The organism is Nitratireductor rhodophyticola, from assembly GCF_019891355.1.
GTDB classification, from domain to species: domain Bacteria; phylum Pseudomonadota; class Alphaproteobacteria; order Rhizobiales; family Rhizobiaceae; genus Nitratireductor; species Nitratireductor rhodophyticola.
This window is the reverse complement of sequence record NZ_JAHSSF010000001.1, coordinates 855,208-881,148: the sequence shown is the minus strand read 5'-3', so window position 1 is coordinate 881,148 and position 25,941 is coordinate 855,208. Positions and strand designations below refer to the sequence as shown.

Below are 25,941 nucleotides of genomic sequence, written 5' to 3'. Positions count from 1 at the left end.
AGACCAAACACAATGCAGGAGTCGACCGATGCACGCGCTGATCGTATTCGCCCATCCCGAACCAGCCTCCTTCAATGGCACGCTGAAAGACGACACCGCCGCGCGCCTGGAAGCGCTGGGGCATACCGTCGAGGTTTCGGATCTCTATGGCGAGGCCTTCGACCCGGTCGAAGGCGCCGCGCACTATGCAGATCGCCAGGATCCGGATCATTTCGCGGCACTTGCCGAGCAGCGCCATGCCGGCCAAAGGGGCACACTTCCCGCCGACGTCCGCCGCGAGATCGCGCGTATCGAGCGCGCGGACCTGGTCATCTTCCAGTTTCCGCTCTGGTGGCACGCACAGCCGGCGATCCTCAAGGGCTGGTTCGATCGGGTCTTCGTCAACGGCCTGCTTTACAGCGGATCGAAACGCTATGATCGCGGTTTTTTTCGCGGCAGGCGCGCCGTGCTTTCCGTCACCACCGGTGCGCCCGAGACATCTTTCGCGCCGGGTGGACGCAGCGGCGATATCGAGCTGCTTCTGTGGCCGATCCACTACTCGCTCAACTATATGGGCTTCTCCGTCCTGCCGCCTTTTCTCACCTTCGGTGTGGCAGGCCATGGCTACCGGTATGACGACGATCAGGAGAAGGCGCTCCGGCTCAATGCCAGTCGCGCCGCCTGGGAAGCCCGGCTTGAAACATTGCCGCAGGAGGCGGCGTTGCCTTTTCCGGGCTGGAATGACTGGGACGAAGCCGGCCTGCCCAGACCGGGGGCACCTGTCGACGGCGCACTGCGCTTTCGCACGGGGCGGGCGCTTCAGTAGCGCCCGCCTCAGACTTTGGTCCCGAACGCGCTATTCCTTCGTGAAACCGCGCTGCTTTTGATGCACAGTTTCATCAGTTCAATGAAGGGACCCTGTCGTGAGACCCGTCACGGACGCCACGCCTCTGATCGCCGCCAACGCGGTGGCATTCGACACCGAGACCACCGGGCTCGATGTCCGGGAAGCGCGTATCCTGCAGCTTGGCGGCGTGGCACTGGTGAATGGGCGCCTGCAGCCGGGCGATGCGTTCGAAACACTGGTCGATCCTGGCGTCCCCGTCCCGCCGCGTTCCACTGCCATTCATGGCATCACCGGCCAGATGCTGCGCACTGCACCGGGATTTGCCGATGCCTGGCCGCGTTTCGAAGCGTATCGCAAAGGCCGTCTGCTCATCGGCTATGCGCTCGGCTTCGACCTGGCTGTTCTGGAGAGAGAGGCCCACAGGGCAGGGCTCCTCTGGCAGGCCCCGCGGACGCTCTGCGTGCGCATGCTTGCCGGTCTCGTCAATCCGCACCTGCCCGACGCTTCGCTGGAAGCGATTGCCGCGTGGCTCGAGGTGGATACGTCAGGCCGTCACACGGCGACGGCGGATGCGCGCATTGCCGGCGAGATCTTTATCGCGCTTGCGCCTCATCTCGCAGAACGCGGCATTCGAACGGTCGCCGAGGCTGAGCGCGCCTCGAGCCTGCGGTCGCAGGCCCTGCGCCAGCAGGCGGAAGCCGGCTGGAGCGAACCTTTCCTGCGCCGCAACGGCGCACCCAGCCATGCGCTTGAAGCCATCGATCCCTACGCCTTCCGCCACCGGGTTCGTGAAGCGGCCACGGGCGCGCCCGTTGTCGCGCATGAAGACCTGGCAGTGCTGGAGGCCGCCCGCCTCATGGCAAAACACCGGATCAGCTCCCTGCTGCTCTCTGCAGACGGGAGGTCCGGCGGCTCCATCGCCGAATATTCGATCGTCACCGAGCGGGATGTGCTGCGGGCGGTCGCGTCCGGAGGGGGGGAGGCGCTTGCCGGTCGTGTTTCGGCGATTGCCTCAAAGCCGGTGATCGCAGTGCAGGGCGATGCCTTCTTCTATCAGGCGCTCGGCCTGATGAGCCGGGAAAAGGTTCGCCATCTGGCGGTGTCCGACAGCGAGGGGCATCTGTCCGGCGTGATTTCGGCCCGCGATTTTCTAAAATTCCGGGCAGGCGCTGCCGTCGATCTTCAGGCGCGCATTGAGACCGCCACGACGCCGGCCGATCTCGCCGGGGCCTGGTCACGCGTCGCAGTCATCGCTTCTGCGCTTCTCGACGAGGAAATCGATGCGCGCATCATTGCCGAGATCATTTCCGGCATCCTGTGTTCCATCACGGCGAACGCCTGCCGCATGGCGCTGCAGGAGATGCAGGCGGACGGGCTTGGTGCGCCGCCGGTCTCCTACGCCGTCATGGTGCTGGGCTCGGGAGGTCGTGGCGAAAGCCTGCTGGCCGCCGATCAGGACAATGCAGTGATTTTCGCCGAAGGTGATCCCGACGGGCCTGAAGACAAATGGTTTGCGGTCTTTGCCGAAAAGTTCACCGATTATCTGCACATGGCGGCAATACCGCTTTGCAGGGGCGGCGTGATGGCCCGCAATCCCGCCTGGCGCGGCTCGGTGGAAACCTGGCGGGCGCGCGTAGACGCCTGGGTCGCCAAAGCGCGCCCGCAGGACCTTCTCAACGTCGATATCTTCTACGATCTCCGGGCGGTCTATGGTGAGGAAGCGCTGGTCACCGCTCTGGCTGGCCATGCCTGGGAAAAGGGTGCAGAGCGCGTCGAATTCGCCAAGCTGCTGGGCGAAAGCGTGCGCAATGTCGGCAGTCCATTCACACTTTTCGGCGGCTTCCGGCAGGAAAACGGGCGACTGGATCTGAAACTGCACGGCCTTTTTCCCATTGCAGCACTCGCAAGGGCACTGGCCATTCGCCATCATCTGCCGCATGCATCGACCCGCGCCCGGCTGGAGGCGCTGGCTGAACTGCCGGCGATGCCGCGCAGCGACCTGCTTGCGCTGCGCGATGCTCACCGTTTTCTCATTGCGCGGGTGCTCGAGCAGCAGGTGGAGGACATCGCCGCCGGAATTCCGCTCTCCAACCATATCGCTGTCGACCGGCTCGCTTCAGGCCAGCAGAAAACGCTGAAGGACGCCCTCAGGACTGTTGCGATCATTCCCGAACTCGTGCGCAGCGCCATGTTCGCAAACTGAGCAATGCGTGCTTTACCACGGCGCGTGAAGCGGGTAACAGCAGCCCATCATGGCAGGAACAGACAAACAGCAGGACATGCTCGCGGAAGGCCCGGCGATCATTCTGGTGGAGCCGCAACTGGGCGAGAACATCGGCATGGTGGCACGCGCCATGGCCAATTTCGGCCTGGCCGAGCTTCGGCTCGTCAGCCCGCGGGACGGCTGGCCGAATGAGAAGGCGCGCGCGGCAGCGAGCCGGGCCGATCACGTGATTGACGCGGCAACGGTCTTCGAGACACCGGCAGATGCGGTCGCCGATCTCAATTTCGTCCTGGCGACGACAGCGCGCCCGCGCGACAATTTCAAGCCCGTGCGCGGTCCCGTCGAGGCTGCTGCGGATCTGCGCAGCCGGTTTGCCGCGGACCAGAAGACCGGCATTCTCTTCGGGCGTGAGCGCTGGGGTCTCACCAATGAGGAGGTGGCGCTCGCCGACGAAATCGTCACTTTCCCGGTCAATCCGGCCTTTGCCTCGCTCAACATCGCGCAGGCTGTGCTCCTCATGTCCTATGAATGGATCAAGACGGGCGATCAGGCTGTCCAGCCACCCGACAGCACGCTCGAGCCCGCCGAAAAGCTCCATATTGAAAGCCTTATGGGCTATCTCGACAGGGTTTTGGACGAGCGCGGCTATTTTCGCACCGAGGACAAGAAGCCGAAGATGATGGAAAACCTGCGCGCCCTCTTCACGCGGCCGGGCTTCACCGTGGAGGAGCTTGCGGTGTTGCGTGGGGTTTTGAGCTCGCTGGAAAAATTTTCGCCGAAGAATCCGCGTGGCTCCGGCGCACCGGACCGGGGGTAGCGATGGAAACCCGGCCCATTCTCTTCTTCGATTCGGGCATTGGCGGCCTGTCGGTTGTCAAGGAAGCGCGCATTCTCCTGCCTCGCCGCCCCTATGTCTATGTGGCCGACGACGCGGCTTTTCCCTATGGCGCCTGGGAGGAGGGCGCCCTGCTTGAGCGCATGGTCGGCCTCTTCGCCGAACTTCTCGAGACCTATCGGCCGGTCATGTCGGTCATCGCCTGCAACACGGCGTCCACCCTCGCCATTCACCGGCTGCGCGAGGCGTTTCCCGGAGAAACTTTCGTGGGCACGGTACCGGCCATCAAGCCGGCGGCCGAGCGCACGCGGTCTGGGCTGGTTTCCGTTCTCGCCACACCCGGCACGGTCAAGCGGCAATACACGCGCGACCTGATCCGCGATTACGCGGCAAAGTGCCATGTGCGGCTGGTCGGCAGCGAAAATCTCGCCGCCCTTGCCGAACAGTATATGCGTGAGGGGCACGTGGACGAGGCGGCCGTCGAGCGGGAGATAGCCCCCTGTTTCGTGGAGCAGGATGGAAAGCGCACCGACATCGTGGTGCTGGCCTGCACACACTATCCGTTTCTGGTCAATCGCATGCGAAAGACCGCCCCCTGGCCGGTGGACTGGATCGACACATCCGAGGCAATTGCAAGGCGCGCACTCGCCCTTTCGGCAAATCTGCCGGCTCCGTCCTCAGACGGGAATGGCCAGGATATCGCGCATTTCACCTCCGGTGCGCCGGTTGAAGGCTACCGCCGCCTCGTCACCGGTTTCGGTTTCATCGCGCGCTGACCCGGCACCTGCGGGCCGGAACACACACATATTTCTGCGCCTGTTGTCGTCAACGGCTCTTCCGGCCCGCCTCTTCTTCCTGGAGGGACCTGAGAATCCAGTCGCGGAACGCGCGGATCTTCGGTGCGTTGCGTCGCCCCTCCGGATAGACGAGCCAATACCCGAGACCGTCCGCTTCCGTGCGCTCGAAGGGTTTTAGCAACAGCCCGGCTTCCAGCTCCGTTCTGTAGAGCGCTGGAGTGAGCATCGCCACCCCGCGCCCCGCAATGGCTGCCCGTGCCAGCATGCTCTGTCCGCCGAGCTTGGCCATAGGGGGGCGGTCGTCACTGTCGATCTTGATGTCGATGGCGCCGAACCAGATGGTCCACCATGGGTCGCCAAGGTCGAGCAGGGGAAGTTTGAGCAGGTCTTCCGGCGTTGAGATGCCGCCAATGGTCTCTGCAAGGCGCGGACTCAGCATCGGGGTAAAGTCGGCTGCGACAAGCAGATGGCGCTCCAGTCCTTGCCAGGGGCCGTGCCCGCCGCGAATGGCGACGTCGACATCCTCGGTGTCGAAGGCTGCAAGCCGCTGGGTTGTTTCCAGCCGCACCGATAACGTCGGGTGCATCTCCTGAAAGGTGTCGATGTTCTCCACAAGCCAGTTGGTGGCGAAGGTCTGTGCCGTGCTGATGGTGAAAGTGCCTTCCATCATCCCGCGCGCGTCGGCATAGGCGGCAGAAAGCCGTTCAAAGGCGTCGCTGACGGCCGGCGCAAACCGCTGGCCTGTCTCCGTCAGGGTCACCTGTCTCGGCCGGCGCACGAAAAGGGGCGTGCCGATCCGGTCTTCCAGAATCTTGATCTGGTAGCTGACGGCGGCCTGGGTCATGCCCAGTTCCTCGCCGGCCTTTGTAAAGCTGCCATGGCGTGATGCGGCCTCGAAGGCGCGAACGGCTGCCAGTGGCGGAAGGAGTGCACCGGACATGGATAAAATCTCCTTATGATACCCGGTCGTCTTTCAATTGGAATTCCGGCTTCAGAAGAACGACATTCGGCCAGGAAATCAACACAGCTTTTCTATGAGAGGTCGGGAACTCCGATGACACACGTTTTCCTGCATGATGCCAATGAGGCCGCGACGCTCTGGCGTTCTCTCCTGAAATGGGGCACTAAGCTGGGCGCGCGCAGAAGGCGCTCCGGTGTGCGCGGAATCGACCCGAGGGACATCCCCGAGGCCATGCATCACGATGTCGGGCTGACGGATATTCGCCCCCTGCATCCCAAACGCTATCTGGATTAGCGTTTCGGTTGACAAGTGCGCCGCTCTCCCATATTGACCCCGCACAAGCGCGATGGCTTCTGGCTGCCGCGCTTTTTAACGTGTCCCGTGGGCATGGCCGCATCAGCGTGCGCGGCATGTCCTGTCAGGTTTCGAAAACGGAAGCCAGAGGAGGGCGCGTTTCCTTCGTCCGGAGTCTTAGCTCCGGGGTTTTTGATGTGAAAGGGAATGCGATGAGCAAACGCCAGTCCGCAAAGTACAAACTCGATCGCCGTCTTGGCGAAAACATCTGGGGCCGTCCGAAGTCCCCGGTTAACCGTCGTGAATATGGCCCCGGCCAGCACGGTCAGCGCCGCAAGGGCAAGCTCTCGGATTTCGGTCTGCAGCTGCGTGCCAAGCAGAAGCTGAAAGGCCACTACGGCGACATTTCGGAAAAGCAGTTCCGCAAGACCTATGACGAGGCCAACCGCCGCAAGGGCGACACCAACGAGAACCTGATCGGTCTCCTGGAGTCCCGCCTCGACGCCATCGTCTACCGCGCCAAGTTCGTTCCCACGATCTTCGCTGCGCGTCAGTTCGTGAATCACGGCCACATTCTGGTCAACGGCCGCCGCGTCAACATCCCGTCCTACCGCTGCAAGGCCGGTGACGTGATCGAGGTCAAGGAAAAGTCCAAGCAGCTCGCCATCGTTCTGGAGGCTGTGCAGCTCGCCGAGCGCGATGTGCCGGACTATGTTGAAGTCGACCACAACAAGATGGTCGCCACCTATCTGCGCATGCCTTCGATCTCCGACGTGCCCTATGCGGTGCATATGGAGCCGAACCTGGTTGTCGAGTATTACTCGCGCTGATACCTTTCGGCAGGTAATTCGGAAAGGGGGCGTCCTGCCATTGGCCGGGCGCCTTCTTTTTTGTCTTTCACGGGTTTCGCGGGGTACTGTCATGACAGGACTGGCCAGGGCGTCCAGTGTGCGAATGGGCTTGTTGCTGGCCTTCTTCGTCGCCTTGTGGACGGTCTATGCCAGCCTGACCCAGCTTAATCTCGACGGTTTTGGCGACATGCTTGAAAACTACTCCTGGGGCATCGCCTGGGAGCAGGGCTATTACAAGCATCCGCCGCTCTTCGCCTGGATCACGGCAGCCTGGTTTGCAGTGTTCCCAAACGTCGACTGGGCCTATTATCTCCTGTCGGCGGTCAACGGCGCGGCGCTCATGTTTGCGAGCTGGCGGATCGCGGTGCGGTTTCTCGATCCGTGGCGGGCCTTCCTGGCGACGGCACTCTTCTTCTTTCTGCCGCCGGTCACATTTCTCGCCATCAAGTACAACGCCAATTCGGCCATGCTGCCGTTCTGGGCGGCGACGGTGTGGTTCTATCTGCGCTTTCTGGAAAAGCGCCGCCTCACCGATGCAGTGATTCTCGGTGCCCTTGCCGCTGCTTCAATGCTGATCAAATATTTTTCAGCAGCGCTTCTGGGAGCCATCTGCCTTCATGTCCTGTTCGACCGAGAGGCGCGCTCGCTGCTCCTGAAGCCCGGCGTCTGGGTGGCAAGTCTTGTCTTCATCGCACTGATCACCCCCCACCTGATCTGGTTGTTCAGAAACGATTTTCTGCCGCTGACCTACGTTTCCGAGCAGGGAGACGGGTCGGCGCTTATCGGAGTGACATCCACGCCCCGGTTCCTGGCTGCCCTGCTGGCCTATCTTCTGCCGGTTGTCCTCGTTCTTCTGATCGCGATCCTGCGCAATGGGCGCGGCCCCTGGTTCGACACCGCACCGTTCCTCGCCCTGCGGGAGACACTGGAGGGGCGGGCGCTCTTATGGACCGGGTTCGGCGCGCTGGCGCTCACGCTTCTTCTCGGCATTGTGTTCACCGTGCAGTTCAGTTCGGTCTGGGCGCTGCCGCTTTATTTTTCGGCGCCGATTTTCCTCATACTGTTTGTGAAACCCGGGCGCCTGGAAGTGCAGAAACCTGCCATTCCCGCTGCCGTCGTGCTCTACGGTGCCTGTCTTCTGGCGTTGTCGCCGCTCATCTATGCGCAGGAGGCGCAGAACACCTCGCATTATAACGACGTCCCGGTTCGTGCACTCGCCGGTGAGATCGAGAATGCGTGGAATGCCCGCTACGACACACCACTCGCCTATGTTGCCGGAGACAAGATTCTGGCCAGCGGCACGACCTTCTATGCCGCGTCGCGCCCCTATTCGATGCAAGCGAATTCCTACGCACTGACACCGTGGATTACGCCCGAGGATGTGGCCGTGAAGGGCATGGCGATCGCCTGTTTCGATGGCCAGAAAGGTTGCCTTGCCAGGGCGGTGGAACTGTCGGGCGTTGGGGCCGATACGCAGGACCTGACCGTCCCCGGGTTTGGTGGAGAACGACGCTGGACAGTGCGCGTTTTCTTCGTGCCGCCGGCCGGTTTCGGCACGTAATTCGCTTTTCCCGAAAAAGCTCTGTTTTCACGAAATTCGAGACGAAACCCTCTCGTTTCGCCCAAAACCGCTTCAAATTACCCGGTTTTCGATGGACCAGCGGGCAGCGAAGAAATTGAGGATCGCGCCGACGAGAATGCCGATGAGCTTGGCGGCGAAAAGGCCCGTCAGCGGCGGCAGGAGATAGACCGCGAGGGTCGAGGATCCGAGCGAGATGATGCTGCCGCTGACAGCGAATTTCGCAAACGCCCTGTGCAGGCTGAAACGTTCGCCGCGCTCGAATGTCCAGCGTGAATTGACCGCGAAGGAAAAGCTCACGGCGACGGCCCAGCCGAGGAAATTGGCGACCAGTGCCGGAAATGACAGCGCGACAAGAGCGCTGAAGGTGGCAAAGTCGATCACCGTGTTCAGGATGCCGACAATTGCAAAGCGGCTGAGTTTGGTCGAAAGCCCGCGGTTTCCCTCTTCGGTCATGACGCCGCTCGCTTCAGGCGAAGCGATGCGCTTTCAAGGCGCTGCGGAAAGTCTTCCGAGGCAAGGGCGTCGCGCTCCTCATTGCGGGCATCGGTGAATACGTCACGCCGGCGCAGAACATCGTCCACCGTTCCGGGATGGCACATGACGACGCTGCCATCGGGCGCCCTGTCAATGAAGAGATCGAGCGCCCGGGCAAAGGCGCCGGGCCGGCGCCAGTCATAAAAGCCGCAGAGCGGTCCCTCGACGACAAAGCCATGCCGGCGCATCTCGGCATCGAAGCCGCGGGCCAGCAGGCGGGCGACGATGACCTTTGCCTTTACGAGAGCAGGCGCTGCCCGCAGAGTCGGCGCACCGCGCAGCCATGGGCGTTTTGCGGTCGGAAGATCGGCAAAACGCCCTGCAAGCCACTGCCGCACGGGAGGCAGGAAATGAACGTGCTGGTGGCCGTCGATGAAGTCGGGATCGCGACCGAAGGATTCGCGGAAGCGGGCAAGCTGTGCGTTGGCTTCCATGCCGATTGCCTCGACGTCGTGGTCGGTGAGCAGCCGCTTCAGGTCCGGCATGGTCCGGCCGGTGGAAAGGGCGGCGAAGTCCGTGAGGGTGAGGTGCATGCCGATCACGAACCGGCCATCCGTCGCCGCCAGGGCGCGCGCATGATCCCGCCAGTCGTCGAACAGCGTCATGCAGCCCGTGCCGCTCAGGCGACCGGCCTCAAGCAGCGTGCGGATGGTTTCGCTGACGCCGGGAGAAAAGCCGTAATCGTCGGCAATCAGCCAGATCGAGCGCGCGCCGGGATCAGCCATGGGCCGCCTTGCGCGTCTTGCCCGGCTTCGCACGGGGCGCGGCATCGGAGCCCGTGATGGATTTGACGATGTAATTGGGTCTGTTCTTCGCCTCGCTGAGCGCCGACCAGACATATTCGCCGACGAGGCCCGTGAGGGCCAGGTTGAGACCGCCCAGAACGAGCACCGCGACGATCAGGCTCGGATAGCCGGGCACGGCGACGCCGGTGAAGAGCACTTCCAGCAGAATCTTGATTCCGTAGAGAAAGCCAAGCATCGCAACCCCGGTGCCGAAAAGCGACACCATGCGCAGCGGCACGACGGAGAAGGAGGTGAAGCCTTCCAGCGAGAAGGCAATCAGCCGCCGCCGCGACCATTTGCTTTCGCCACCCTGCCGCTCTGCAGGCTTGTAGAGGATGCGCTCCTGCTTGAACCCGGTCCAGGCATAAAGGCCCTTGTTGAAGCGGCGCTGGTCGCGCAACTGGCGCAGTGCCGTGGCAAAGCGGCCGGTCATGACGCGGAAATCGCCGGCATTGGCCGGAATTTCGTAACGCTGTCCCATATTGATCAGCCAGTAAAACCCGTTGGCGAGATAGCGCCCGAGCGTGCGGCTTTCGGCGCGGTCTGAGCGCACGGCATAGACCATGTCGAGATCGGGATCGGCGATGATGCGGCCGATCATGTCGAGCGCGACGTCCACCGTGTGCTGAAGGTCTGCATCCATGAGGAGCACATAGTCGCCTTCGGAATGGTCGAGACCGGCGAGGATGGCCGTTTCCTTGCCGAAATTGCGCGCAAGCGTGATCAGCGACCAGTTGCCCGCCATGTGCTCGCCATAAAGCGCACCGCCTTCATCCGTGCTGCCGTCATCAATGAAGATGAACCGCGTGTCGAGATCGAACCGCTCCCTGACCTGCGCGGCAAGGTCGCCCGCCAGGGCACTGAACCCGGCAACGCTTTCCCTTTCGTTGAGAAAGGGAACCAGAATGTCGAGCCGTTTGGCCACGCGCGCAATCTCCTTCGAACCGTGTTATGCCCGCTGAAAGTTGAAAATGCCTATTCGTTAAGTCGCCTTGCTGCAAGGCTTCTGATAGGAAGGCGCGAAATCACATGTACCGACAGAGGCGTGCCCATGCATAGCACCTTGGCGCAACCGAAAGAACCGATCGATGTCGCGGAAGCGGGGGCGGACGCTGCCGAAGACACGCCCCCCTTCATGAAGGGAATGCCTTCCTCGGTCGAGTTCAACAAACTGCGCAAGCGCCTTCTGCGCCAGGCGCGGCAGGCAATCGAGGACTTTGCCATGGTGAAGCCCGGCGAGCGCTGGCTGGTTGCGCTTTCCGGCGGCAAGGATTCCTACGGGCTCCTGGCGGTGCTGATGGAGCTTCAGTGGCGCGGGCTTCTGCCTGTGGAAATTCTGGCCTGCAATCTGGATCAGGGGCAGCCGAATTTTCCAAAGCACATTCTGCCTGACTATCTCGACAGCATCGGCATTGCGCACCGCATCGAGTATCAGGATACCTACTCGGTGGTGACGGAGAAACTGCCCGAATCGAGCACTTACTGCTCGCTCTGCTCACGCTTAAGACGCGGACATCTCTACCGCATCGCGCGGGAGGAGGGGTGCTCCTCGCTGGTGCTGGGGCATCACCGCGAGGACATTCTGGAAACCTTCTTCATGAACCTGTTTCACGGCGGGCGGCTTGCGGCAATGCCGCCCAAGCTTCTGAATGACGAGGGGGACGTGATGGTGCTGCGCCCGCTCAGCTATTGCGCGGAGCCGGATCTGGCGAAGTTTGCCGAGGCGATGAAATTCCCGATCATTCCCTGCGATCTCTGCGGCAGTCAGGATGGCCTGCAGCGCAATGCCATGAAGGCGATGCTGACGGACATCGAAACCCGTATGCCCGGCCGCAAGGACACGATGATCCGGGCGCTGACAAATGCGCGCCCGTCTCATCTTCTCGACCGCAGGCTTTTCGATTTCGCGGGCCTCACACGGGCGGATTGACGGCGTGGAACATGCGTCCGCGCTCGCCGATCAGGACGAGAACGATGGCGATTGACCCGGTGATGAAATAACCGGCGGCCAGCGGGACCGTTGAACCATCGAACATCTGACCGACAAAGGCGCCGATCAACCCGCCGCCCAGCGTGGTAAGAAAGCCCTGTGTCGCAGCCGCCGTGCCTGCCACATGGCCCAGCGGCTCCATGGCGATGGAATTGAAGTTTGCGCCGACCCAGCCGAACTGGAACATGGCGACCGAGAACAGCACGAAAAACAGGGCAAATGGCATGTAGCCGATAGAGGCCAGAACCAGCCAGAGCAGGCTGACTGCGGTGAAGCCCACAAGGGCCGTGTGGGAGAGGCGGCGCATGCCGATACGGCCGACCAGGCGCGAATTGGTGAATGAGGAGATCGCCATCAGGCCGGCACCGATTGCGAAGAGGATCGGAAACCAGTCCGCCAGATCGAACGTGTCGGTGTAGATCTGCTGCGCGGAGCTGATGAAGCCGAACAGCGAACCGAAAATGCTGGTGGTTGCCAGCGTATAGCAGAGCGCGATGCGGTTCGTGAGCACATAGCCGAACCCCCGAGTCACCGAGGAAAAGGTCAGCTCTCGCCGGTTTTCGGGTGCGAGGGTTTCGGGCAGGCGGATCGCAGCCCAGGTGCCGAAGACGATGGCGAGCACCGCCATGGCAATGAAGATTTCCGACCAGTCGCCGAAGATCATGATGAGCTGGCCGATGCTGGGGGCAATGACCGGTATGACCATGAAGACCATCATGACCATGGAAAGAACCTCGGCCATCTGGCGTCCGCCAAAAACGTCGCGGATCGCCGAAACGGCAATGACCCGCGTCGTCGCCGCGCCGATTCCCTGCAGGAAGCGCAACGCCAGAATGACGGCAAAACTGGGAGATATGGCTGCGATCAGCGCTGCGGAAACATAGAGTGCGAGGCCGACGAAAAGCGGTGCGCGGCGGCCGAAACGGTCTGAAATCGGGCCGAAGATGAGCTGCCCGCCGCCAAGGCCGGCCAGATAGGCGGTGACGATGTATTGCCGCGCGTTCTCGTCATCCACGCCGAGTTCAGCGCCAATCTGCTGCAATGCCGGCAGCATGATGTCGATGGCAAGCGCGTTGAGCGACATGAGCGCGGCCGCAAGCGCGATGAATTCCGCACGACCCAGCGTTTTCTGCGGTTGTAAGGCTTCATCCGAAACAGGCTTGTCCATATCTCTCTCCAACGAACATCAGGCATGCGCAACAAACGCCGGTGCCGACGCAGTTCCACGGCGGCACGGCAGGTGCAAGGCGTCAGCCTCACAAGAGCGATTTCACTTCTCCTGGAAGTGCTACAGGCGGCGGAAATCCAGCCCTGAACCGCAATGAACGCCGGCAGAGATGTTCGAACATGTCAGCGACGCGAAAAAATGCGCTGGCGGGTGCCAACGCATCTTGAAAAAAGGAGGCGCCCGGCGGGCGGGCGCTATTCCGGTGTTAAATCAGGCGGCGCCTTTGGCAGCCACGCCCTTTTCATTGAGGAAGGCCTGCAGTTCGCCGGCCTGGAACATTTCCCGGATGATGTCGCATCCGCCCACGAACTCGCCCTTTACGTAAAGCTGCGGGATGGTGGGCCAGTTGGAGTAATCCTTGATGCCCTGGCGCAGTTCGTCCGAGGTCAGAACGTTGACGCCTTTATATTCGACATTGAGATAGTCGAGAATCTGGACCACCTGCCCGGAGAAGCCACACTGCGGAAAACCGGGCGTGCCCTTCATGAAAAGAACAACGTCGCTGCTTTTGACTTCGTTATCGATGAATTCGTTGATGCCGGTCATCGCAAATCCTCATCTGACCGGGGTAAAGGCCCGGCGTTTCACTCGTTAACCGTTATGTATTGCACCATCCATTGAGGTGCAACGCCACCCGATAAAAACTTTTGGGTCCACTCAATCCGGAGCGCTGGTCTGAAGGGCGAGTGCATGGAGCGCTCCGCCCATATTGCCCTTCAGGGCATTGTAGACCATCTGGTGCTGCTGAACGCGGGACTTGCCCCGGAAGCTTTCCGCCACGACCTCCGCCGCATAATGGTCCCCGTCACCGGCCAGGTCGCGGATCGTGACCTGGGCGTCGGGGATACCTTCCTTGATGAGGCGTTCGATATCGGCAGCGTTCATAGCCATGGGGTGGCGATTCTCCAAAACAGTCCGTTCCCCTGAGATATGGCGATTCCGGGGGGCAAGGTCAATTGGTGGCGCAAAGCGCCCCGGCTCCATTCTGTGGGAGCCGGGGAAGATGCCGGGTCAGTCCATGAAGTTCGGGAACCACGCTTCGTGTGCCTCTTTCAGGGCCGTGACCGCGACAGGCGTCGATCCGCCCAGTGCGAGCACATCACCGCCGGTTGCGCCGATCACGACGGCGGATATGCCGGCTGCTTCGGCTTTTGAAAGAACGGCATCGGCATTTGCCGTGGTCACGACATAACGCCCCTGATCCTCACCGAAGAAGGCCGGGATGGCGTCTTCGGGGGCATCGATGGTGGCGCCGATGCCAGAGGCAATCGCCATTTCCGCAAGTGCGACGGCAAGACCGCCATCCGAGCAGTCATGGGTGGCGGTCAATGCACCTGAACGGATCAGGCCGCGCACCAGATCGCCGGCGCGCTTCTCGTGGGCGAGATCGACCGGTGGGGGCGGGCCCTCGGCGCGGCCATGAATGTCGCGCAGATAGACGGACTGCCCGAGATGGGTGCCCCAGCCTTCCGGTGCGCCGATCAGGACAATGGATTCACCCGCAGCGGCAAAGGCGGCGCGGGATGCCTGCTGCCAGTCCGGGATCAGGCCGACGCCGGCAATGGTGGGCGTGGGCGGGATCGCCTCGCCAAGCGTCTCGTTGTAGAGGGACACATTGCCCGACACGATGGGGAAACCGAGCGCGGTGCAGGCCTCGCCGATGCCTTTAATGGCGTGGACGAGTTGGCCCATGATTTCGGGCTTCTCCGGATTGCCGAAATTGAGATTGTCGGTGGAAGCGAGCGGCTCGGCGCCGGTGGCGGTGATGTTGCGCCAGCATTCGGCCACGGCCTGCTTGCCGCCTTCATAGGGATCGGCCTCGCAATAGCGCGGCGTGACGTCAGAGGAAAAGGCGAGGGCCTTTTTCTCCTGTCCGTCGACGCGCACCACGCCGGCGTCACCTCCTGGAAGGTGAAGCGAATTGCCCTGAATGAGCGTGTCATACTGCTCCCAAACCCAGCGGCGGGAGGAGAGGTCGGGCGAATTGAGAAGCTTCAGAAGGCTTTCGGCAATATCGGATTCCGGCACCGGGCCAGCGAGCGGTGCCTGCGGCTTCGGCTCGACCCAAGGGCGGTCATATTCGGGGGCCTCGTCACCGAGCTCCTTGATGGGAAGATTTGCCACTTCCTCGCCCTGATGCAGGATGCGGAAGCGCAGATCGTCGGTGGTTTTGCCGACAATGGCGAAATCGAGCCCCCATTTGCGGAAGATGGCCTCGGCCTCGTCGCGCTTTTCAGGGCGCAGCACCATGAGCATGCGCTCCTGGCTTTCCGACAGCATCATCTCATAGGCGCTCATGCGCTCTTCGCGCACGGGCACGCAGTCGAGATCGAGCTCGATGCCGAGATCGCCCTTGGCGCCCATTTCGACCGCAGAGCAGGTGAGGCCGGCAGCGCCCATGTCCTGAATGGCGATGACGGCGCCGGTGGCCATCAGTTCCAGACAGGCTTCGAGCAGGCATTTTTCGGTGAACGGATCGCCGACCTGAACGGTGGGGCGCTTCTCGTCGATGCCTTCGTCGAACTCGGCAGAGGCCATGGTCGCCCCGCCGACGCCGTCGCGGCCGGTCTTGGCGCCGAGATAGACGACGGGCAGGCCAACGCCTTCGGCCTTGGAGTAGAAGATGGCGTTGGTCTCGGCGATGCCGGCTGCAAAGGCATTGACCAGAATGTTGCCATTGTAGCGGGCGTCGAAATTGACCTCGCCGCCGACGGTGGGAACGCCAAACGAATTGCCGTAGCCGCCAATGCCGGAAACGACACCGGCCACAAGATGCTTTGTCTTCGGGTGGTCGGGTGCGCCGAAGCGCAGCGCGTTCATGGCCGCAACGGGGCGCGCACCCATGGTGAACACGTCGCGCAGAATGCCACCGACGCCGGTGGCCGCGCCCTGATAGGGCTCGATGTAGGAGGGGTGGTTGTGGCTCTCCATCTTGAAGACCACGCATTGCCCGTCCCCGATGTCGACCACGCCGGCGTTCTCGCCAGGACCCTGAATGACCTGCGGCCCCTTTGTGGGAAGTGTGCGCAGCCATTTCTTCGAGCTCTTGTAGGAACAGTGCTCGTTCCACATGGCCGAGAAAATGCCAAGCTCCGTGAAGCTCGGCTCGCGGCCGATGAGGTCGAGGATGCGCTGATACTCGTCGGGCTTCAGGCCGTGGGCGGCGATGAGGTCTTCGGTGATGGGGATGCGATTGGGAATGGTCATGTGGTCGGCATGGTCCCTGCGAAGGGGTTGCAACGGTTGTCTCGAGGCTGCGTTACAGTATTGCGGCCCGATAATCCACTTCCCAATGCCGGTTTTCATCAACCGTAATTGTCAAATCCGCTGATCGGGTTGTCGAGAAGGCTCCTGAGCGTCGTCAGTCCGCGCGTCACGCTGTCGTGGCTCTCGGGCACGGTGAAGGCGATGCGGGCGCGGTGGAGCGTGGCGCCGGCACGGCCGACCTTGAACTCGTCCTCATCGTCGATCAGCACACCTTCTTCCATGGCCGCCTGCTTAAACGTGCTCGACAGCCAGGGTTCAGGCAGTTTCAGCCACAGGAACGGCGCGTTGGGATGCGACGTGAAATCCCTGCCGGCGAAGAGGGATGCGGCGATCGCCTGACGCGCGCCGATCTCCGCACGCACACGGTCGTGAATGTCGAAGGCTTCCCCCGACAGCACAAGCTGGGCGGCGAGCTCGGCAAGCAGGAAGGGGATGCCGCCCGTGATCATCTTGTGGGCGGTGAGCACACGCGAGGCATAGGGCGGGGGTGTGGCGACCCATCCGCCGCGAACGCCGGCCGCAACGGATTTGGACAGGCTGCCCACATGGAAGGTGCGCTCGGGCGCCAGAGTGGCGAAGAGTGGCGGAGTGCTGTCGAGGAGGGCGCCGTAGATGTTGTCCTCGATCAGCCAGACATTGTGCACTCTGGCGATCTCGACAATGGCGCGCCGGCGTGTCTCCGGCATGATGGCGAGCGTCGGATTGTGGAGCGAGGGAACCAGAAACACCATGCGGGGATGCTGCTGGGCGCAGACCCGTTCAAAATCCTCCGGCACCATGCCCTCCTCGTCGATGGCGACCGAAAGCAGGCGGCGGCCGATCACCGTGGCGCTGCGGGCAATGTGCGAATAGGTGAATTCCTCGAAGGCGATGCGGTCGCCCGGCACGGTCATGGCGGCGATGGTTGCCAGAATGCCGGCATGGCCGCCAAGCGTGGGAACGATGCTGTCGGGATGCGGGGTCCAGTCGCCGCGCGCGAGCCACTGGCTGCCGGCATCGAGCCAGCGCGCGGGCAGGGAGCGCGTATAGCTTGCAATGTCGGCCGGATGATCGCGGGCGATCCTCTCGGTGATCCGCGTCAGGGCGTCGGCCTGGCCGACATTGGGCGCTGCAGTGGAATCCATGCGGGTCTTGCCGGGCTCCGGCACCGAGGCGCGGGTGCCACCGAATGGCTCGCCGTTCGCCCCGGCGGACCGGGAAGAACGGATGCGCTCGAGAACATAGGTGCCGCGGCCGACCTCGCCCGACACAAGACCGCGCTGGCGCACAAGCGCATAGGCGCGGCTGACGGTGCCGATCGTGACGCCGACATCATAGGCGAGGTTGCGCTGCGGCGGGAGCTTTGTGCCGGGCGGGAGCGTGCCGTTCTCGATGTCGCGCTCGATCTGGTCGGCGAGGCGCACATAGAGGGGGCCAGCGCCCCGCTGAAGGTTCGGAAGCCAATTTGTCATGGTGACAATTATCTATATTGCGCCGTTTTTTGAGTCAATGCATAGGTTCAATCGCTCCATTCAAGAAAAAAGGAGTGATGCAATGGGTGCAATCAAGACAATCGATAATGGGCGCAGGCCGTCTGCGCCGCCATTGGGGCGAAGGGCTTCCGGCTTCGTACTGCGGTCTGTTCTGGAACGGGTGGAGAACTGGCTCGGCAAGCGACGCAGCAGGCTGGCGCTGCTGCAGCTTACGGACGAGCAATTGCGCGATGTCGGTATCTCGCGCGACGAGGCGCGCCGGGAAGGGCTCCGCCCGTTCTGGGACTAGAAGCTTCACCGTTTCCGTGAAACGATGAACGGTTCAGCGTCTCTGCTTCAGTGCAATTCCGGGCGTTAAGACCGCCTCGGGGCTTCAGGACGCTGTTCTGGTCGGCGCGATGGCATCGCCCTTTCGGGCGGGCTTTCCGCCGGCAATGATGCGGTCTGCCAGCATGGCGAGGCGGCCGAGGAATGCAAAGGTCAGCAACATGGCGGCGAGATAGACGAGAACGCTCGGCCACCCGTTCAGGCGGGCGTCCAGAAAATAATAGGGAACCTCGCCCGCAATCGGTGCGCGGACCTGAACATAGGCAACATAGATCAGCGGATAGGCGAGCCACAGCGGCAGGTGGCGCCAGGAAAGGCTGCCATCCGTGCCGGCCGTGAGCCACCAGACCAGGTAAATCACCGGTGCGATGTAATGAAGCGCGATATCGCAGAGGAGGAACAGGCCCTCCGGCTGCCAGAGCGCAGACAAAAGCTGCCAGTAGACGATGGTCACCAGAAGGATCGATACGGCGACGCCGGCACGCACCCAGGCCTGCGTGAAGAAGCGTGGTGCACCCAACAGCGCAGCCAAGTGGACAAGAACCACCAGAATGTTCGTGAGAATCGTGAAATACGAAAAATAGTGGATGACGGAACCGGCAAGGCTGCGCCCTGCTTCCATGGAAGCGGGTATCGTCAGGGCAAACTGCACGACAAGGGCGGACAGTCCGACGACAAGGCCGGCGACATTCAGGATTTTTGCCATGCGGTTTCCCCCGGGAAATGTTCCGAGCGCTTGCAATAGTTCGAGAATCTAAATTTAAAGTTTAGGCTTAAAGCGATTGAAATCGCATTTTACGCCATTTTCGCCCGTGTTCTGCTTCAGCAGTTCGCCTCGCCGCCGGACCAGCGCATGATGTCGGCGTTGATCTGTGCCCCGGCGTGCGTCGAAGCCAGCGGACCATAGGTCGATATTGTCGTTGGTGAGCCGGAGGCTTCGATGACGAGGAGCGGCAGGCCCTGCTGCCTCTTGCTGCGCATGATCAGAAGCCGCGGCCGCCCGACGCGCGTGTCGAGCTCGGGGATCATGTGAAGATCGCGGAAACGCCGGTCACCCGAGCGCATCCAGCATTTCGCGCCATTGCTGTTGATTTTCTGAAGGGCCGCGACGGGGCTCGGAGCCTCGACCTGAAGGTTGAGAACGCCGCCCATCGGTTCCGTCTGGCAGGCGGAGAGCAGAAACAGGACCGACATCAGCGCTGCGCCGGCGGCGCAGCGAAGAAGGTATTGCACGTTCGGACCGGAAGGACCGGCGCGCCCCATCAGGCGGCCTTTCCAAGAATGCCGGCAAACAGCGCGCGGCCGTCATCGCCGCCATGGGCGGCTTCGATCAGGTTTTCGGGATGCGGCATCATGCCAAGCACATTGCCGCTGTCGCTGACGATGCCGGCAATGTCGTTGACCGAGCCATTGGGGTTTGTGCCTTCGGCATACCGGAAGGCGACCTGACCTTCACCCTCGATACGCTTCAGCGTCTCGGCGTCCGCAAAATAGTTTCCGTCATGATGGGCGACCGGGCAACGGATAATCTGACCGGGCTGATAGCCGCGCGTGAAGGCGGTGTTGGCGTTGGTGACTTCAAGCTTCACCTCGCGGCACACGAATTTCAGCGAGGCGTTGCGCATCAGCGCACCGGGCAGGAGCCCCATTTCGACGAGAACCTGAAAGCCGTTGCACACACCCATGATGAGCACGCCCTGGCGGGCCTTCTCGGCCACGGCCTGCATGACCGGCATGCGCGCGGCGATGGCGCCACAGCGCAAATAGTCGCCATAGGAAAAGCCGCCGGGAATGACCACAAGGTCGACATCGGGCAGTTCGGTCTCCGTCTGCCAGACCGTCACTGGCGCCTTGCCGGAAATCCGGGTGAGCGCGGCGATCATGTCGCGGTCGCGATTGAGGCCGGGAAGCTGGATAATGGCTGATTTCATGGGGTCTGATCGCTTGGGCTGGGATCGTAGGGTTTTTGCGGGCCTTCGGCCATTTCACGGAGTTCGAGGCGGCGTTCTATGCGGTCGAGGCGCTGATCCTGACGCGCGAGCGTGCCATAGATATTATGGATGTCGCCATGCATTGCGACCATGCTGCCCCTCAGATTGTTCACCTCGGCCTTTATGTCGCTCAAGGCGAAATCGATCTTGTCAAACCGCTCCTGCATCTTCTTGAGCAGTTCGTACATGAACTCGTTCGTCGCCTCCGCCATGGTGTGTCTCCCTATGCAACCTTAGGTAACGGAGACAGTGTAGTCCTCAATCACAGTGTTCGCCAGAAGCTTTTCGCACATGGCATTGAGGTCGCTCTCGGCCTTGGCCCTGTCAGCGCCCTCAATCTCCAGATCGAAAACCTTGCCCTGACGCACGGAGCCGACACCGGAAAAGCCGAGTGCATCGAGCGCGCCTTCGATGGCTTTTCCCTGTGGGTCCAGAACGCCGTTCTTCAACGTCACGGTGACGCGGGCCTTGATCACTTTGCTGCTCCCTGCATGTCCTGAAACGGCCTAGTGGCGCGTCTTGTTGTCTTTGGAGGATACGAGGACCGGGCCATTGCCGCGCGGCGGTTCGTTCTCGTTCATGATGCCGAGACGGCGCGCGACTTCCTGATAGGCTTCGACCAGCCCGCCCATATCGCGGCGGAAACGGTCCTTGTCCATCTTGTCCTGCGTGGTGGTGTCCCACAGGCGGCAGGAATCGGGCGAAATCTCATCCGCTACGATGACGCGCATCATGTCGTTTTCCCAAAGGCGACCGCACTCCATCTTGAAGTCGACGAGCTGGATGCCGACGCCAAGGAAGAGGCCGGTCAGGAAGTCGTTGACGCGGATGGCGAGCGCCATCATGTCGTCGATCTCCTGGGGGCTTGCCCAACCGAAGGCCGTGATGTGCTCTTCGGAGACCATCGGGTCGTCCAGCGCATCGGCCTTGTAGTAGAACTCGATGATCGAGCGGGGCAGCACGGTGCCTTCCTCGATGCCCAACCGCTTGGCGAGCGAGCCGGCCGCAACATTGCGCACGACGATCTCGAGCGGAATGATCTCCACTTCCTTGATCAGCTGCTCACGCATGTTGAGCCGGCGAATGAAGTGGGTCGGGATGCCGATTCGGTTCAGATGCTCGAAAATGTATTCCGAGATCCGGTTGTTGAGCACGCCCTTGCCATCGACAATCTCGTGCTTCTTCTTGTTGAAGGCTGTGGCGTCGTCCTTGAAGAACTGGATCAAGGTGCCGGGCTCCGGGCCTTCATAAAGAATCTTGGCCTTGCCCTCATAAATGCGGCGACGACGGTTCATGGCTTTTCCTGGTCCGTTGCCTAGACAGGGAAACTTCGCGCGGAAGTTCCGCAATGCGGCAGTTTCATAGATGCATCGTTTCACGCGGTCTCTAGCGCAAACCCACTCATACCACAATTGCCATTTGTCATCGCCAACGTGTTTGTGCCCTGCTGGCAAAGCGCGGATGCGCCAAACGAGCGTATTGACCCGGAGCGGGGCTTCTGGTTTTTGCTTGCCAAACAGTTGTTTCCGCATCGCCAGGCGATGCCCGAGCCGGAGGATTTGCTAGATGGCCAACATGAAAGACCGTGAAGACGCGTTTGAGAACAAATTCGTTCACGACGAGACCCAGAAATTCAAGGCCATGGCACGCCGAAACAGGCTTCTGGGCCTGTGGGCCGCTGAGAAGCTCGGCAAGAGCGGTGACGATGCTGACGCCTATGCCCGTGAAGTGATGAACTCGGATTTCGAGGAAGCCGGCGACGAGGACGTGTTCCGCAAGGTGCGCAAGGATTTCGATGCAGCCGGTATCCAGCAGTCGGATCACCAGATCCGCCGCACCATGGATGAACTGCTCGCCACCGCGCTCGAGCAGATCAAGAACGGCGAGTAGGTCCTTGTCGATCCCGTCGCTGGCCGCACGTCTCAAAGCGGGGGAGAGCGTCTTCTCCGCCTGGTCTTCCATCCCCGATTCGCAGACAGTCGAGCTCGTTGCCGGACTGGATTTCGGCGCCGTCACGCTCGACATGCAGCATGGCGGGCATCACGAAGACAGCGTCCTGCGCGGTATTGGCGGCATCCGTTTGAACGGCAGGCACCCGCTGGTGCGTATCCCTGTCGGGCGTTTCGACATGGCAAGCCGGGCGCTCGACATGGGCGCGGAAGCCGTGATCGCCCCGATGGTGAACTCGCTGGAGGATGCCCGCGCCTTCGCGTCCGCGATGAAATATCCGCCCGTCGGGCTGCGATCCTGGGGGCCGAGCTTCGCCATGCCGCGCGCGGGAACGACTGACGGGCAGACCTGGCTCGAGACAGCCAATGCCGGAACGGTCGCCTTCGCCATGATCGAGACACGGCAGGCGCTCACGGCACTTGACGACATTCTTGAAGTGGAAGGCATCGACGGTGTGCTGGTCGGCCCGTCGGACTTCTCCATCGCCTGGTCAAACGGCAGGACGGTCGATCCGGCTCTCGAAGACATGATGCCGGCGATTGCAACGATTGCGGAAAAGGCGCGGGCGATCGGCAAACATGCGGCGATCTACGTGGTCGATCCACGGCTGGTCGGTCGCTTCTATGCGATGGGGTACAGGCTGTTCGCCATGGGGTCGGAAGCAGCTTATATGGCACAGGGCGCACCCGCCATGCTGCAGGCTGCGCGGGACTCCATCCAGAGTTAGGGGCAGGGCCATATTAACAGGTCCTGACCCTAAGAGAAGTCAGAGCTGCTGGATGAACTTGGCGAAGGTCATGGAACCTTCGGGCCAGGGGCCGAAGCCGGATTCGGCGTTGATGTGGCCGGATTCGCCCGCGTCCAGAAATAGCGAGCCCCAGGCGGCGGCAATGTCTTCCGCGACGTCAAATGCGCAGAAATGGTCGTTGCGGCTGGCGATTGTGATCGACGGAAACGGCAGCGGATCGCGCGGATAGGGGCCGAATGTCATCAGGTGTTTTGGCCGGATCCTGCTGTTGGCAACGTCGGGCGGGGCGACGAAGAATGCGCCCGCAACCGGCTTCCTGAATTCGGGGATGGCTTGAACGGCGGTGGCGACGCCGAGCGAATGGGCGACCAGAACGACGGGCTTTTCCGCTTCGTTGACGGCCGTCACCACATTGGCGACCCAGTCCTCGCGGACCGGCTTCGACCAGGCTTCCTGTTCGACACGCCGTGCGGTGGACAGGCGAGACTGCCAGCGTGTCTGCCAGTGATCGGGCCCGGAATTGGTGTAGCCGGGGATGATGAGGATGTCGGCGTCTGAAGCTTTCATGGCCGGCCATGTAGCCATCGTGTCGGAGGCATGCAAGCGCTGGTGCGGTTTGTGATGCGAATTGCAAGCTTTTCGAACGGTTTTTGAAAATTGTGCTTTATTTGGTGAACAGCGTGTTCGCCGGGAGGACGCTTGCGCAGAGGGGGATGGCACGCCAGTTTCAGGGGGACATGAGGCCGCCCGCCAGAGAGGCCGGCTGCCGCTTCGCAGGAGATAAAGCGATGAGTGGGTTTCCCTTTGCCGCAACCACGCCGGTCAGCATTGGCCGTGTCGGCCTGAAAGCGCGCGACGCGCAGAAACTGGCGGCTTTCTATTCAGACATTCTGGGCCTTCAGGAGATGGACGGCGACAATGGCGCGATTGCGCTGGGTGTCGGTGGCCGCACCCTTCTGGAGATTGCCGAGGACCGGTCGGCGGAGCCGGACGATCCGCGTGAGGCCGGGCTCTTTCACACGGCGTTCCTGTTGCCGGAGCGGGCCGATCTGGCGCGCTGGTCGCTCTTTGCCCGCGACCGCAACATGCGCCTTGAGGGCGCGTCCGACCATCTGGTGAGCGAAGCGCTTTATCTTTCCGACCCGGAAGGAAACGGCATCGAGGTCTATGCCGACCGTGCGCCCGAAAGCTGGACGAAAACGGCAGACGGGATCGCCATGGCGACCGAGCGTCTCGATTTCGGCAGCCTGCTTTCCACGGTGCCCGATGGCGATGCGGGCTGGCAGGGCGCGCCGGACAACACGGTGATCGGCCATGTGCATCTGCGCGTCGGCGACCCGGCGACGGCGGAAGCCTGGTGGCATGAGGCGCAGGGCTTCGACACGATGACACGCTATGGATCGCAGGCGGTGTTTCTGGCGACGGGCGGTTATCACCACCATATCGGCGCGAACAGCTGGCGCAGCGCCGGGGCGGGCAAACGCAACCCGAACCGCACGGGTCTTTCCTGGCTTGAACTGAAGAGCAGGAATGCGGCGGCGGAGAAGGAATTCGCCGACCCGTGGGGCACGGTCGTGCGGGTCGCACCGTCAAACTGACGCGGCACGGTTTTAGAGCATTTCCGTTTTCGCTGAAACGCGGAGAACCGGTTCCCGCTTTTCCCGGAACTGCTTCAGACGCCGACTTCGAGGCCCCCTTCTCCCCGCTTGCGGGGAGAAGGTGAGGATGAGGGGCGGGCGCGAAGTTCTGCGAACCCACAATACGGCAAAATTTTCATGCGCGGCGTCGGCCCCTCATCCCCCTGCCGGGACCTTCTCCCCGCTCGCGGGGAGAAGGAAGCCGTCATCCGCCTGGAGCGTTTCCAGCTTTCCTGGAATTGCTCCAGCCAGACAAAGAAAAACGCCGGCGCATCGGGTGATGTGCCGGCGTTTTCACGTTTCAGGGCGTTAAGATCAGCTTTCGCCGAAAACGCGCTCGAAGATCGTGTCCACATGCTTGGTGTGGTAGCCGAGATCGAATTTTTCGCGGATCTCGTCTTCCGAGAGAGCCGCACGCACATCCTTGTCGCCCAGAAGTTCCTCAAGGAAGTCTGCACCTTCTTCCCAGACTTTCATGGCATTGCGCTGCACCAGCCGATAGGCGTCTTCGCGCGACACACCTGCCTGGGTGAGCGCCAGAAGCACACGCTGCGAATGGACGAGGCCACGGAACTTGTTGAGATTCTTGTCCATCGTCTCGGGATAGACCACCAGCTTTTCCATCATGCCGGTCAGACGGGCGAGCGCGAAGTCGAGCGTGACGGTCGCATCCGGGCCGATCATGCGCTCGACGGAAGAGTGCGAGATGTCGCGCTCGTGCCAGAGCGCCACGTTTTCCATGGCGGGCGTCGCATAGGCGCGGACCATGCGGGCAAGACCGGTCAGGTTTTCCGACAGGACCGGGTTGCGCTTGTGCGGCATGGCCGACGAGCCTTTCTGGCCCGGCGAGAAATACTCTTCGGCTTCCAGAACCTCGGTGCGCTGCAGGTGACGCACCTCGACCGAGAGCCGCTCGATGGAGGAGGCAATCACGGCGAGCGTGGCGAAATACATGGCGTGGCGGTCGCGCGGGATGACCTGGGTGGAGACGGGCTCCGGCTTGAGGCCCATCTTCTTGGCCACATGCGCCTCGACGCTCGGATCGATGTTGGCGAAGGTGCCGACGGCGCCGGAAATGGCGCAGGTGGCGATTTCTTCGCGCGCATTGACGAGGCGGGTACGGCAGCGCTCGAACTCGGCATAGGCCTGGGCGAGCTTGACACCGAATGTGGTCGGCTCTGCATGGATGCCGTGGCTGCGGCCGATGGTGACGGTGTCCTTGTGCTCGAAGGCGCGCTTCTTGAGGGCGGCGAGCAATTTGTCGAGATCGTCGAGCAGGATGTCGGTGGCGCGCACGAGCTGGACGCTGAGGCAGGTGTCGAGCACGTCGGAGGAGGTCATGCCCTGGTGGACGAAGCGGGCCTCGGGTCCGACGATCTCTGCCAGATGCGTCAGGAAGGCGATGACGTCGTGCTTCGTCTCGCGCTCGATCTCGTCGATGCGGTCGATATCGAACGTGGCGCTGCCGGCCTTGTCCCAGATGGTCTTTGCGGCTTCCTTCGGCACGATGCCGAGCTCGGCCATCGCGTCTGCGGCATGCGCCTCGATTTCAAACCAGATGCGGAACTTGGTTTCTGGCGACCAGATTGCAGCCATTTCCGGCCGCGAATAGCGCGGGATCATGCGTGCCTTGCCTTCCATG

At 62.1% G+C, this 25,941-nt stretch carries 29 protein-coding genes; 12 read left to right on the top strand and 17 right to left on the bottom strand.

Annotated features, from left to right (window positions below):
- The first annotated feature begins 28 nt into the window (after positions 1-28).
- The 4 genes from KUG85_RS04130 to murI all read left to right on the top strand — a co-directional run bounded on the left by KUG85_RS04130 (position 29) and on the right by murI (position 4,661).
- A complete protein-coding gene (locus KUG85_RS04130; RefSeq protein WP_223004228.1) occupies positions 29-805 on the top strand; it encodes an NAD(P)H-dependent oxidoreductase in 777 nt (258 codons plus the stop codon).
- A gap of 97 nt (positions 806-902) precedes the next feature.
- Positions 903-3,029 carry a DUF294 nucleotidyltransferase-like domain-containing protein gene (locus KUG85_RS04125; protein WP_223004227.1) on the top strand — a complete coding sequence of 709 codons (2,127 nt, stop codon included), beginning with the start codon at positions 903-905 and terminating at the stop codon, positions 3,027-3,029.
- Positions 3,030-3,078: 49 nt separating this feature from the next.
- Positions 3,079-3,867 carry an RNA methyltransferase gene (locus KUG85_RS04120; protein ID WP_223004226.1) on the top strand — a complete coding sequence of 263 codons (789 nt, stop codon included), beginning with the start codon at positions 3,079-3,081 and terminating at the stop codon, positions 3,865-3,867.
- Between the two features lie 2 nt (positions 3,868-3,869).
- Positions 3,870-4,661 carry a glutamate racemase gene (gene murI, locus KUG85_RS04115; protein WP_223004225.1) on the top strand — a complete coding sequence of 264 codons (792 nt, stop codon included), beginning with the start codon at positions 3,870-3,872 and terminating at the stop codon, positions 4,659-4,661.
- 49 nt (positions 4,662-4,710) lie between these two features.
- Here the strand turns inward: murI and KUG85_RS04110 are convergent, their stop codons facing one another.
- Positions 4,711-5,622, bottom strand: coding sequence for a LysR substrate-binding domain-containing protein (locus KUG85_RS04110; protein ID WP_223004224.1), 912 nt, complete (start codon positions 5,620-5,622; stop codon positions 4,711-4,713).
- 114 nt (positions 5,623-5,736) lie between these two features.
- On the opposite strand from KUG85_RS04110, the gene KUG85_RS04105 reads away from it, so the two are divergent.
- The 3 genes from KUG85_RS04105 to KUG85_RS04095 all read left to right on the top strand — a co-directional run bounded on the left by KUG85_RS04105 (position 5,737) and on the right by KUG85_RS04095 (position 8,349).
- Positions 5,737-5,937, top strand: a complete 201-nt coding sequence (locus tag KUG85_RS04105) for a hypothetical protein (protein ID WP_065817627.1) — start codon at positions 5,737-5,739, stop codon at positions 5,935-5,937.
- 212 nt (positions 5,938-6,149) lie between these two features.
- Positions 6,150-6,767 carry a 30S ribosomal protein S4 gene (gene rpsD, locus KUG85_RS04100; protein ID WP_223004223.1) on the top strand — a complete coding sequence of 206 codons (618 nt, stop codon included), beginning with the start codon at positions 6,150-6,152 and terminating at the stop codon, positions 6,765-6,767.
- 91 nt (positions 6,768-6,858) lie between these two features.
- On the top strand, positions 6,859-8,349 hold the full coding sequence (locus tag KUG85_RS04095; RefSeq protein WP_255606245.1) for a glycosyltransferase family 39 protein: 1,491 nt from the start codon (positions 6,859-6,861) through the stop codon (positions 8,347-8,349).
- A 72-nt stretch (positions 8,350-8,421) separates the two neighbouring features.
- On the opposite strand, the gene KUG85_RS04090 is transcribed toward KUG85_RS04095, so the two are convergent.
- The 3 genes from KUG85_RS04090 to KUG85_RS04080 are packed head-to-tail and all read right to left on the bottom strand — an operon-like array spanning position 8,422 to position 10,614.
- The gene (locus tag KUG85_RS04090) at positions 8,422-8,823 is read right to left on the bottom strand and encodes a GtrA family protein (RefSeq protein WP_223004222.1); all 402 of its coding nucleotides are present in this window, start codon (positions 8,821-8,823) and stop codon (positions 8,422-8,424) included.
- Positions 8,820-9,629, bottom strand: coding sequence for a ChbG/HpnK family deacetylase (locus KUG85_RS04085; protein ID WP_223004221.1), 810 nt, complete (start codon positions 9,627-9,629; stop codon positions 8,820-8,822). Before KUG85_RS04085 ends, KUG85_RS04090 begins: the two co-directional genes overlap by 4 nt.
- A complete protein-coding gene (locus KUG85_RS04080; protein WP_223004220.1) occupies positions 9,622-10,614 on the bottom strand; it encodes a glycosyltransferase family 2 protein in 993 nt (330 codons plus the stop codon). The genes KUG85_RS04085 and KUG85_RS04080 overlap by 8 nt, the downstream gene beginning before the upstream one ends.
- Before the next feature lie 126 nt (positions 10,615-10,740).
- Here KUG85_RS04080 and ttcA point away from each other — a divergent pair, with 126 nt between their 5' ends.
- Positions 10,741-11,619: a tRNA 2-thiocytidine(32) synthetase TtcA gene (gene ttcA / locus KUG85_RS04075; RefSeq protein WP_223004219.1), complete on the top strand. Its 879-nt coding sequence runs from the start codon at positions 10,741-10,743 to the stop codon at positions 11,617-11,619.
- On the opposite strand, the gene KUG85_RS04070 is transcribed toward ttcA, so the two are convergent.
- From KUG85_RS04070 to KUG85_RS04050, 5 genes are all read right to left on the bottom strand, one after another.
- Entirely contained in the window at positions 11,603-12,847 is a 1,245-nt protein-coding gene (locus tag KUG85_RS04070) for a multidrug effflux MFS transporter (protein ID WP_083213077.1), read from the bottom strand. The two genes, ttcA and KUG85_RS04070, sit on opposite strands and share 17 nt — an antisense overlap.
- 270 nt (positions 12,848-13,117) lie before the next feature.
- Positions 13,118-13,453 carry a Grx4 family monothiol glutaredoxin gene (gene grxD / locus KUG85_RS04065; RefSeq protein WP_007009784.1) on the bottom strand — a complete coding sequence of 112 codons (336 nt, stop codon included), beginning with the start codon at positions 13,451-13,453 and terminating at the stop codon, positions 13,118-13,120.
- 111 nt (positions 13,454-13,564) lie between these two features.
- Positions 13,565-13,798 carry a BolA family protein gene (locus KUG85_RS04060; protein ID WP_025031168.1) on the bottom strand — a complete coding sequence of 78 codons (234 nt, stop codon included), beginning with the start codon at positions 13,796-13,798 and terminating at the stop codon, positions 13,565-13,567.
- 120 nt (positions 13,799-13,918) lie between these two features.
- Positions 13,919-16,114: a phosphoribosylformylglycinamidine synthase subunit PurL gene (gene purL / locus KUG85_RS04055; RefSeq protein WP_223004218.1), complete on the bottom strand. Its 2,196-nt coding sequence runs from the start codon at positions 16,112-16,114 to the stop codon at positions 13,919-13,921.
- Positions 16,115-16,212: 98 nt separating this feature from the next.
- Positions 16,213-17,625 carry an aminotransferase-like domain-containing protein gene (locus KUG85_RS04050; protein ID WP_223004217.1) on the bottom strand — a complete coding sequence of 471 codons (1,413 nt, stop codon included), beginning with the start codon at positions 17,623-17,625 and terminating at the stop codon, positions 16,213-16,215.
- Between the two features lie 82 nt (positions 17,626-17,707).
- On the opposite strand from KUG85_RS04050, the gene KUG85_RS04045 reads away from it, so the two are divergent.
- Complete coding sequence (locus KUG85_RS04045; protein WP_223004216.1) at positions 17,708-17,935, top strand: DUF1127 domain-containing protein; 228 nt, start codon at positions 17,708-17,710, stop codon at positions 17,933-17,935.
- A gap of 84 nt (positions 17,936-18,019) precedes the next feature.
- Here KUG85_RS04045 and KUG85_RS04040 read toward each other — a convergent pair whose 3' ends face one another.
- From KUG85_RS04040 to purC, 6 genes are all read right to left on the bottom strand, one after another.
- Positions 18,020-18,679: a Pr6Pr family membrane protein gene (locus tag KUG85_RS04040; RefSeq protein ID WP_223004215.1), complete on the bottom strand. Its 660-nt coding sequence runs from the start codon at positions 18,677-18,679 to the stop codon at positions 18,020-18,022.
- A gap of 116 nt (positions 18,680-18,795) precedes the next feature.
- Positions 18,796-19,206: a hypothetical protein gene (locus KUG85_RS04035; protein ID WP_255606244.1), complete on the bottom strand. Its 411-nt coding sequence runs from the start codon at positions 19,204-19,206 to the stop codon at positions 18,796-18,798.
- A 29-nt stretch (positions 19,207-19,235) separates the two neighbouring features.
- Positions 19,236-19,904 carry a phosphoribosylformylglycinamidine synthase subunit PurQ gene (purQ, locus tag KUG85_RS04030; protein ID WP_223004213.1) on the bottom strand — a complete coding sequence of 223 codons (669 nt, stop codon included), beginning with the start codon at positions 19,902-19,904 and terminating at the stop codon, positions 19,236-19,238.
- On the bottom strand, positions 19,901-20,176 hold the full coding sequence (locus tag KUG85_RS04025; protein WP_223004212.1) for a hypothetical protein: 276 nt from the start codon (positions 20,174-20,176) through the stop codon (positions 19,901-19,903). Before KUG85_RS04025 ends, purQ begins: the two co-directional genes overlap by 4 nt.
- Positions 20,177-20,197: 21 nt before the next feature.
- Complete coding sequence (gene purS / locus KUG85_RS04020) at positions 20,198-20,440, bottom strand: phosphoribosylformylglycinamidine synthase subunit PurS (RefSeq protein ID WP_065817614.1); 243 nt, start codon at positions 20,438-20,440, stop codon at positions 20,198-20,200.
- Between the two features lie 30 nt (positions 20,441-20,470).
- Positions 20,471-21,259, bottom strand: a complete 789-nt coding sequence (gene purC, locus KUG85_RS04015) for a phosphoribosylaminoimidazolesuccinocarboxamide synthase (RefSeq protein ID WP_065817613.1) — start codon at positions 21,257-21,259, stop codon at positions 20,471-20,473.
- Positions 21,260-21,530: 271 nt separating this feature from the next.
- Between purC and KUG85_RS04010 the strand changes: the two genes are divergently transcribed.
- Both KUG85_RS04010 and KUG85_RS04005 read left to right on the top strand, forming a co-directional pair.
- Positions 21,531-21,854, top strand: coding sequence for a DUF1476 domain-containing protein (locus tag KUG85_RS04010; RefSeq protein WP_065817612.1), 324 nt, complete (start codon positions 21,531-21,533; stop codon positions 21,852-21,854).
- Positions 21,855-21,858: 4 nt separating this feature from the next.
- Positions 21,859-22,641 carry an HpcH/HpaI aldolase family protein gene (locus tag KUG85_RS04005; protein ID WP_255606243.1) on the top strand — a complete coding sequence of 261 codons (783 nt, stop codon included), beginning with the start codon at positions 21,859-21,861 and terminating at the stop codon, positions 22,639-22,641.
- A 39-nt stretch (positions 22,642-22,680) separates the two neighbouring features.
- Here the strand turns inward: KUG85_RS04005 and KUG85_RS04000 are convergent, their stop codons facing one another.
- The gene (locus KUG85_RS04000; protein WP_065817771.1) at positions 22,681-23,229 is read right to left on the bottom strand and encodes an RBBP9/YdeN family alpha/beta hydrolase; all 549 of its coding nucleotides are present in this window, start codon (positions 23,227-23,229) and stop codon (positions 22,681-22,683) included.
- Positions 23,230-23,450: 221 nt separating this feature from the next.
- On the opposite strand from KUG85_RS04000, the gene KUG85_RS03995 reads away from it, so the two are divergent.
- Positions 23,451-24,260 (top strand): VOC family protein, encoded by an 810-nt coding sequence (locus KUG85_RS03995; protein WP_223004210.1) that lies wholly within the window; start codon positions 23,451-23,453, stop codon positions 24,258-24,260.
- 354 nt (positions 24,261-24,614) lie between these two features.
- Here the strand turns inward: KUG85_RS03995 and purB are convergent, their stop codons facing one another.
- Positions 24,615-25,922 (bottom strand): adenylosuccinate lyase, encoded by a 1,308-nt coding sequence (gene purB / locus KUG85_RS03990; RefSeq protein WP_223004498.1) that lies wholly within the window; start codon positions 25,920-25,922, stop codon positions 24,615-24,617.
- Positions 25,923-25,941 lie beyond the last annotated feature (19 nt).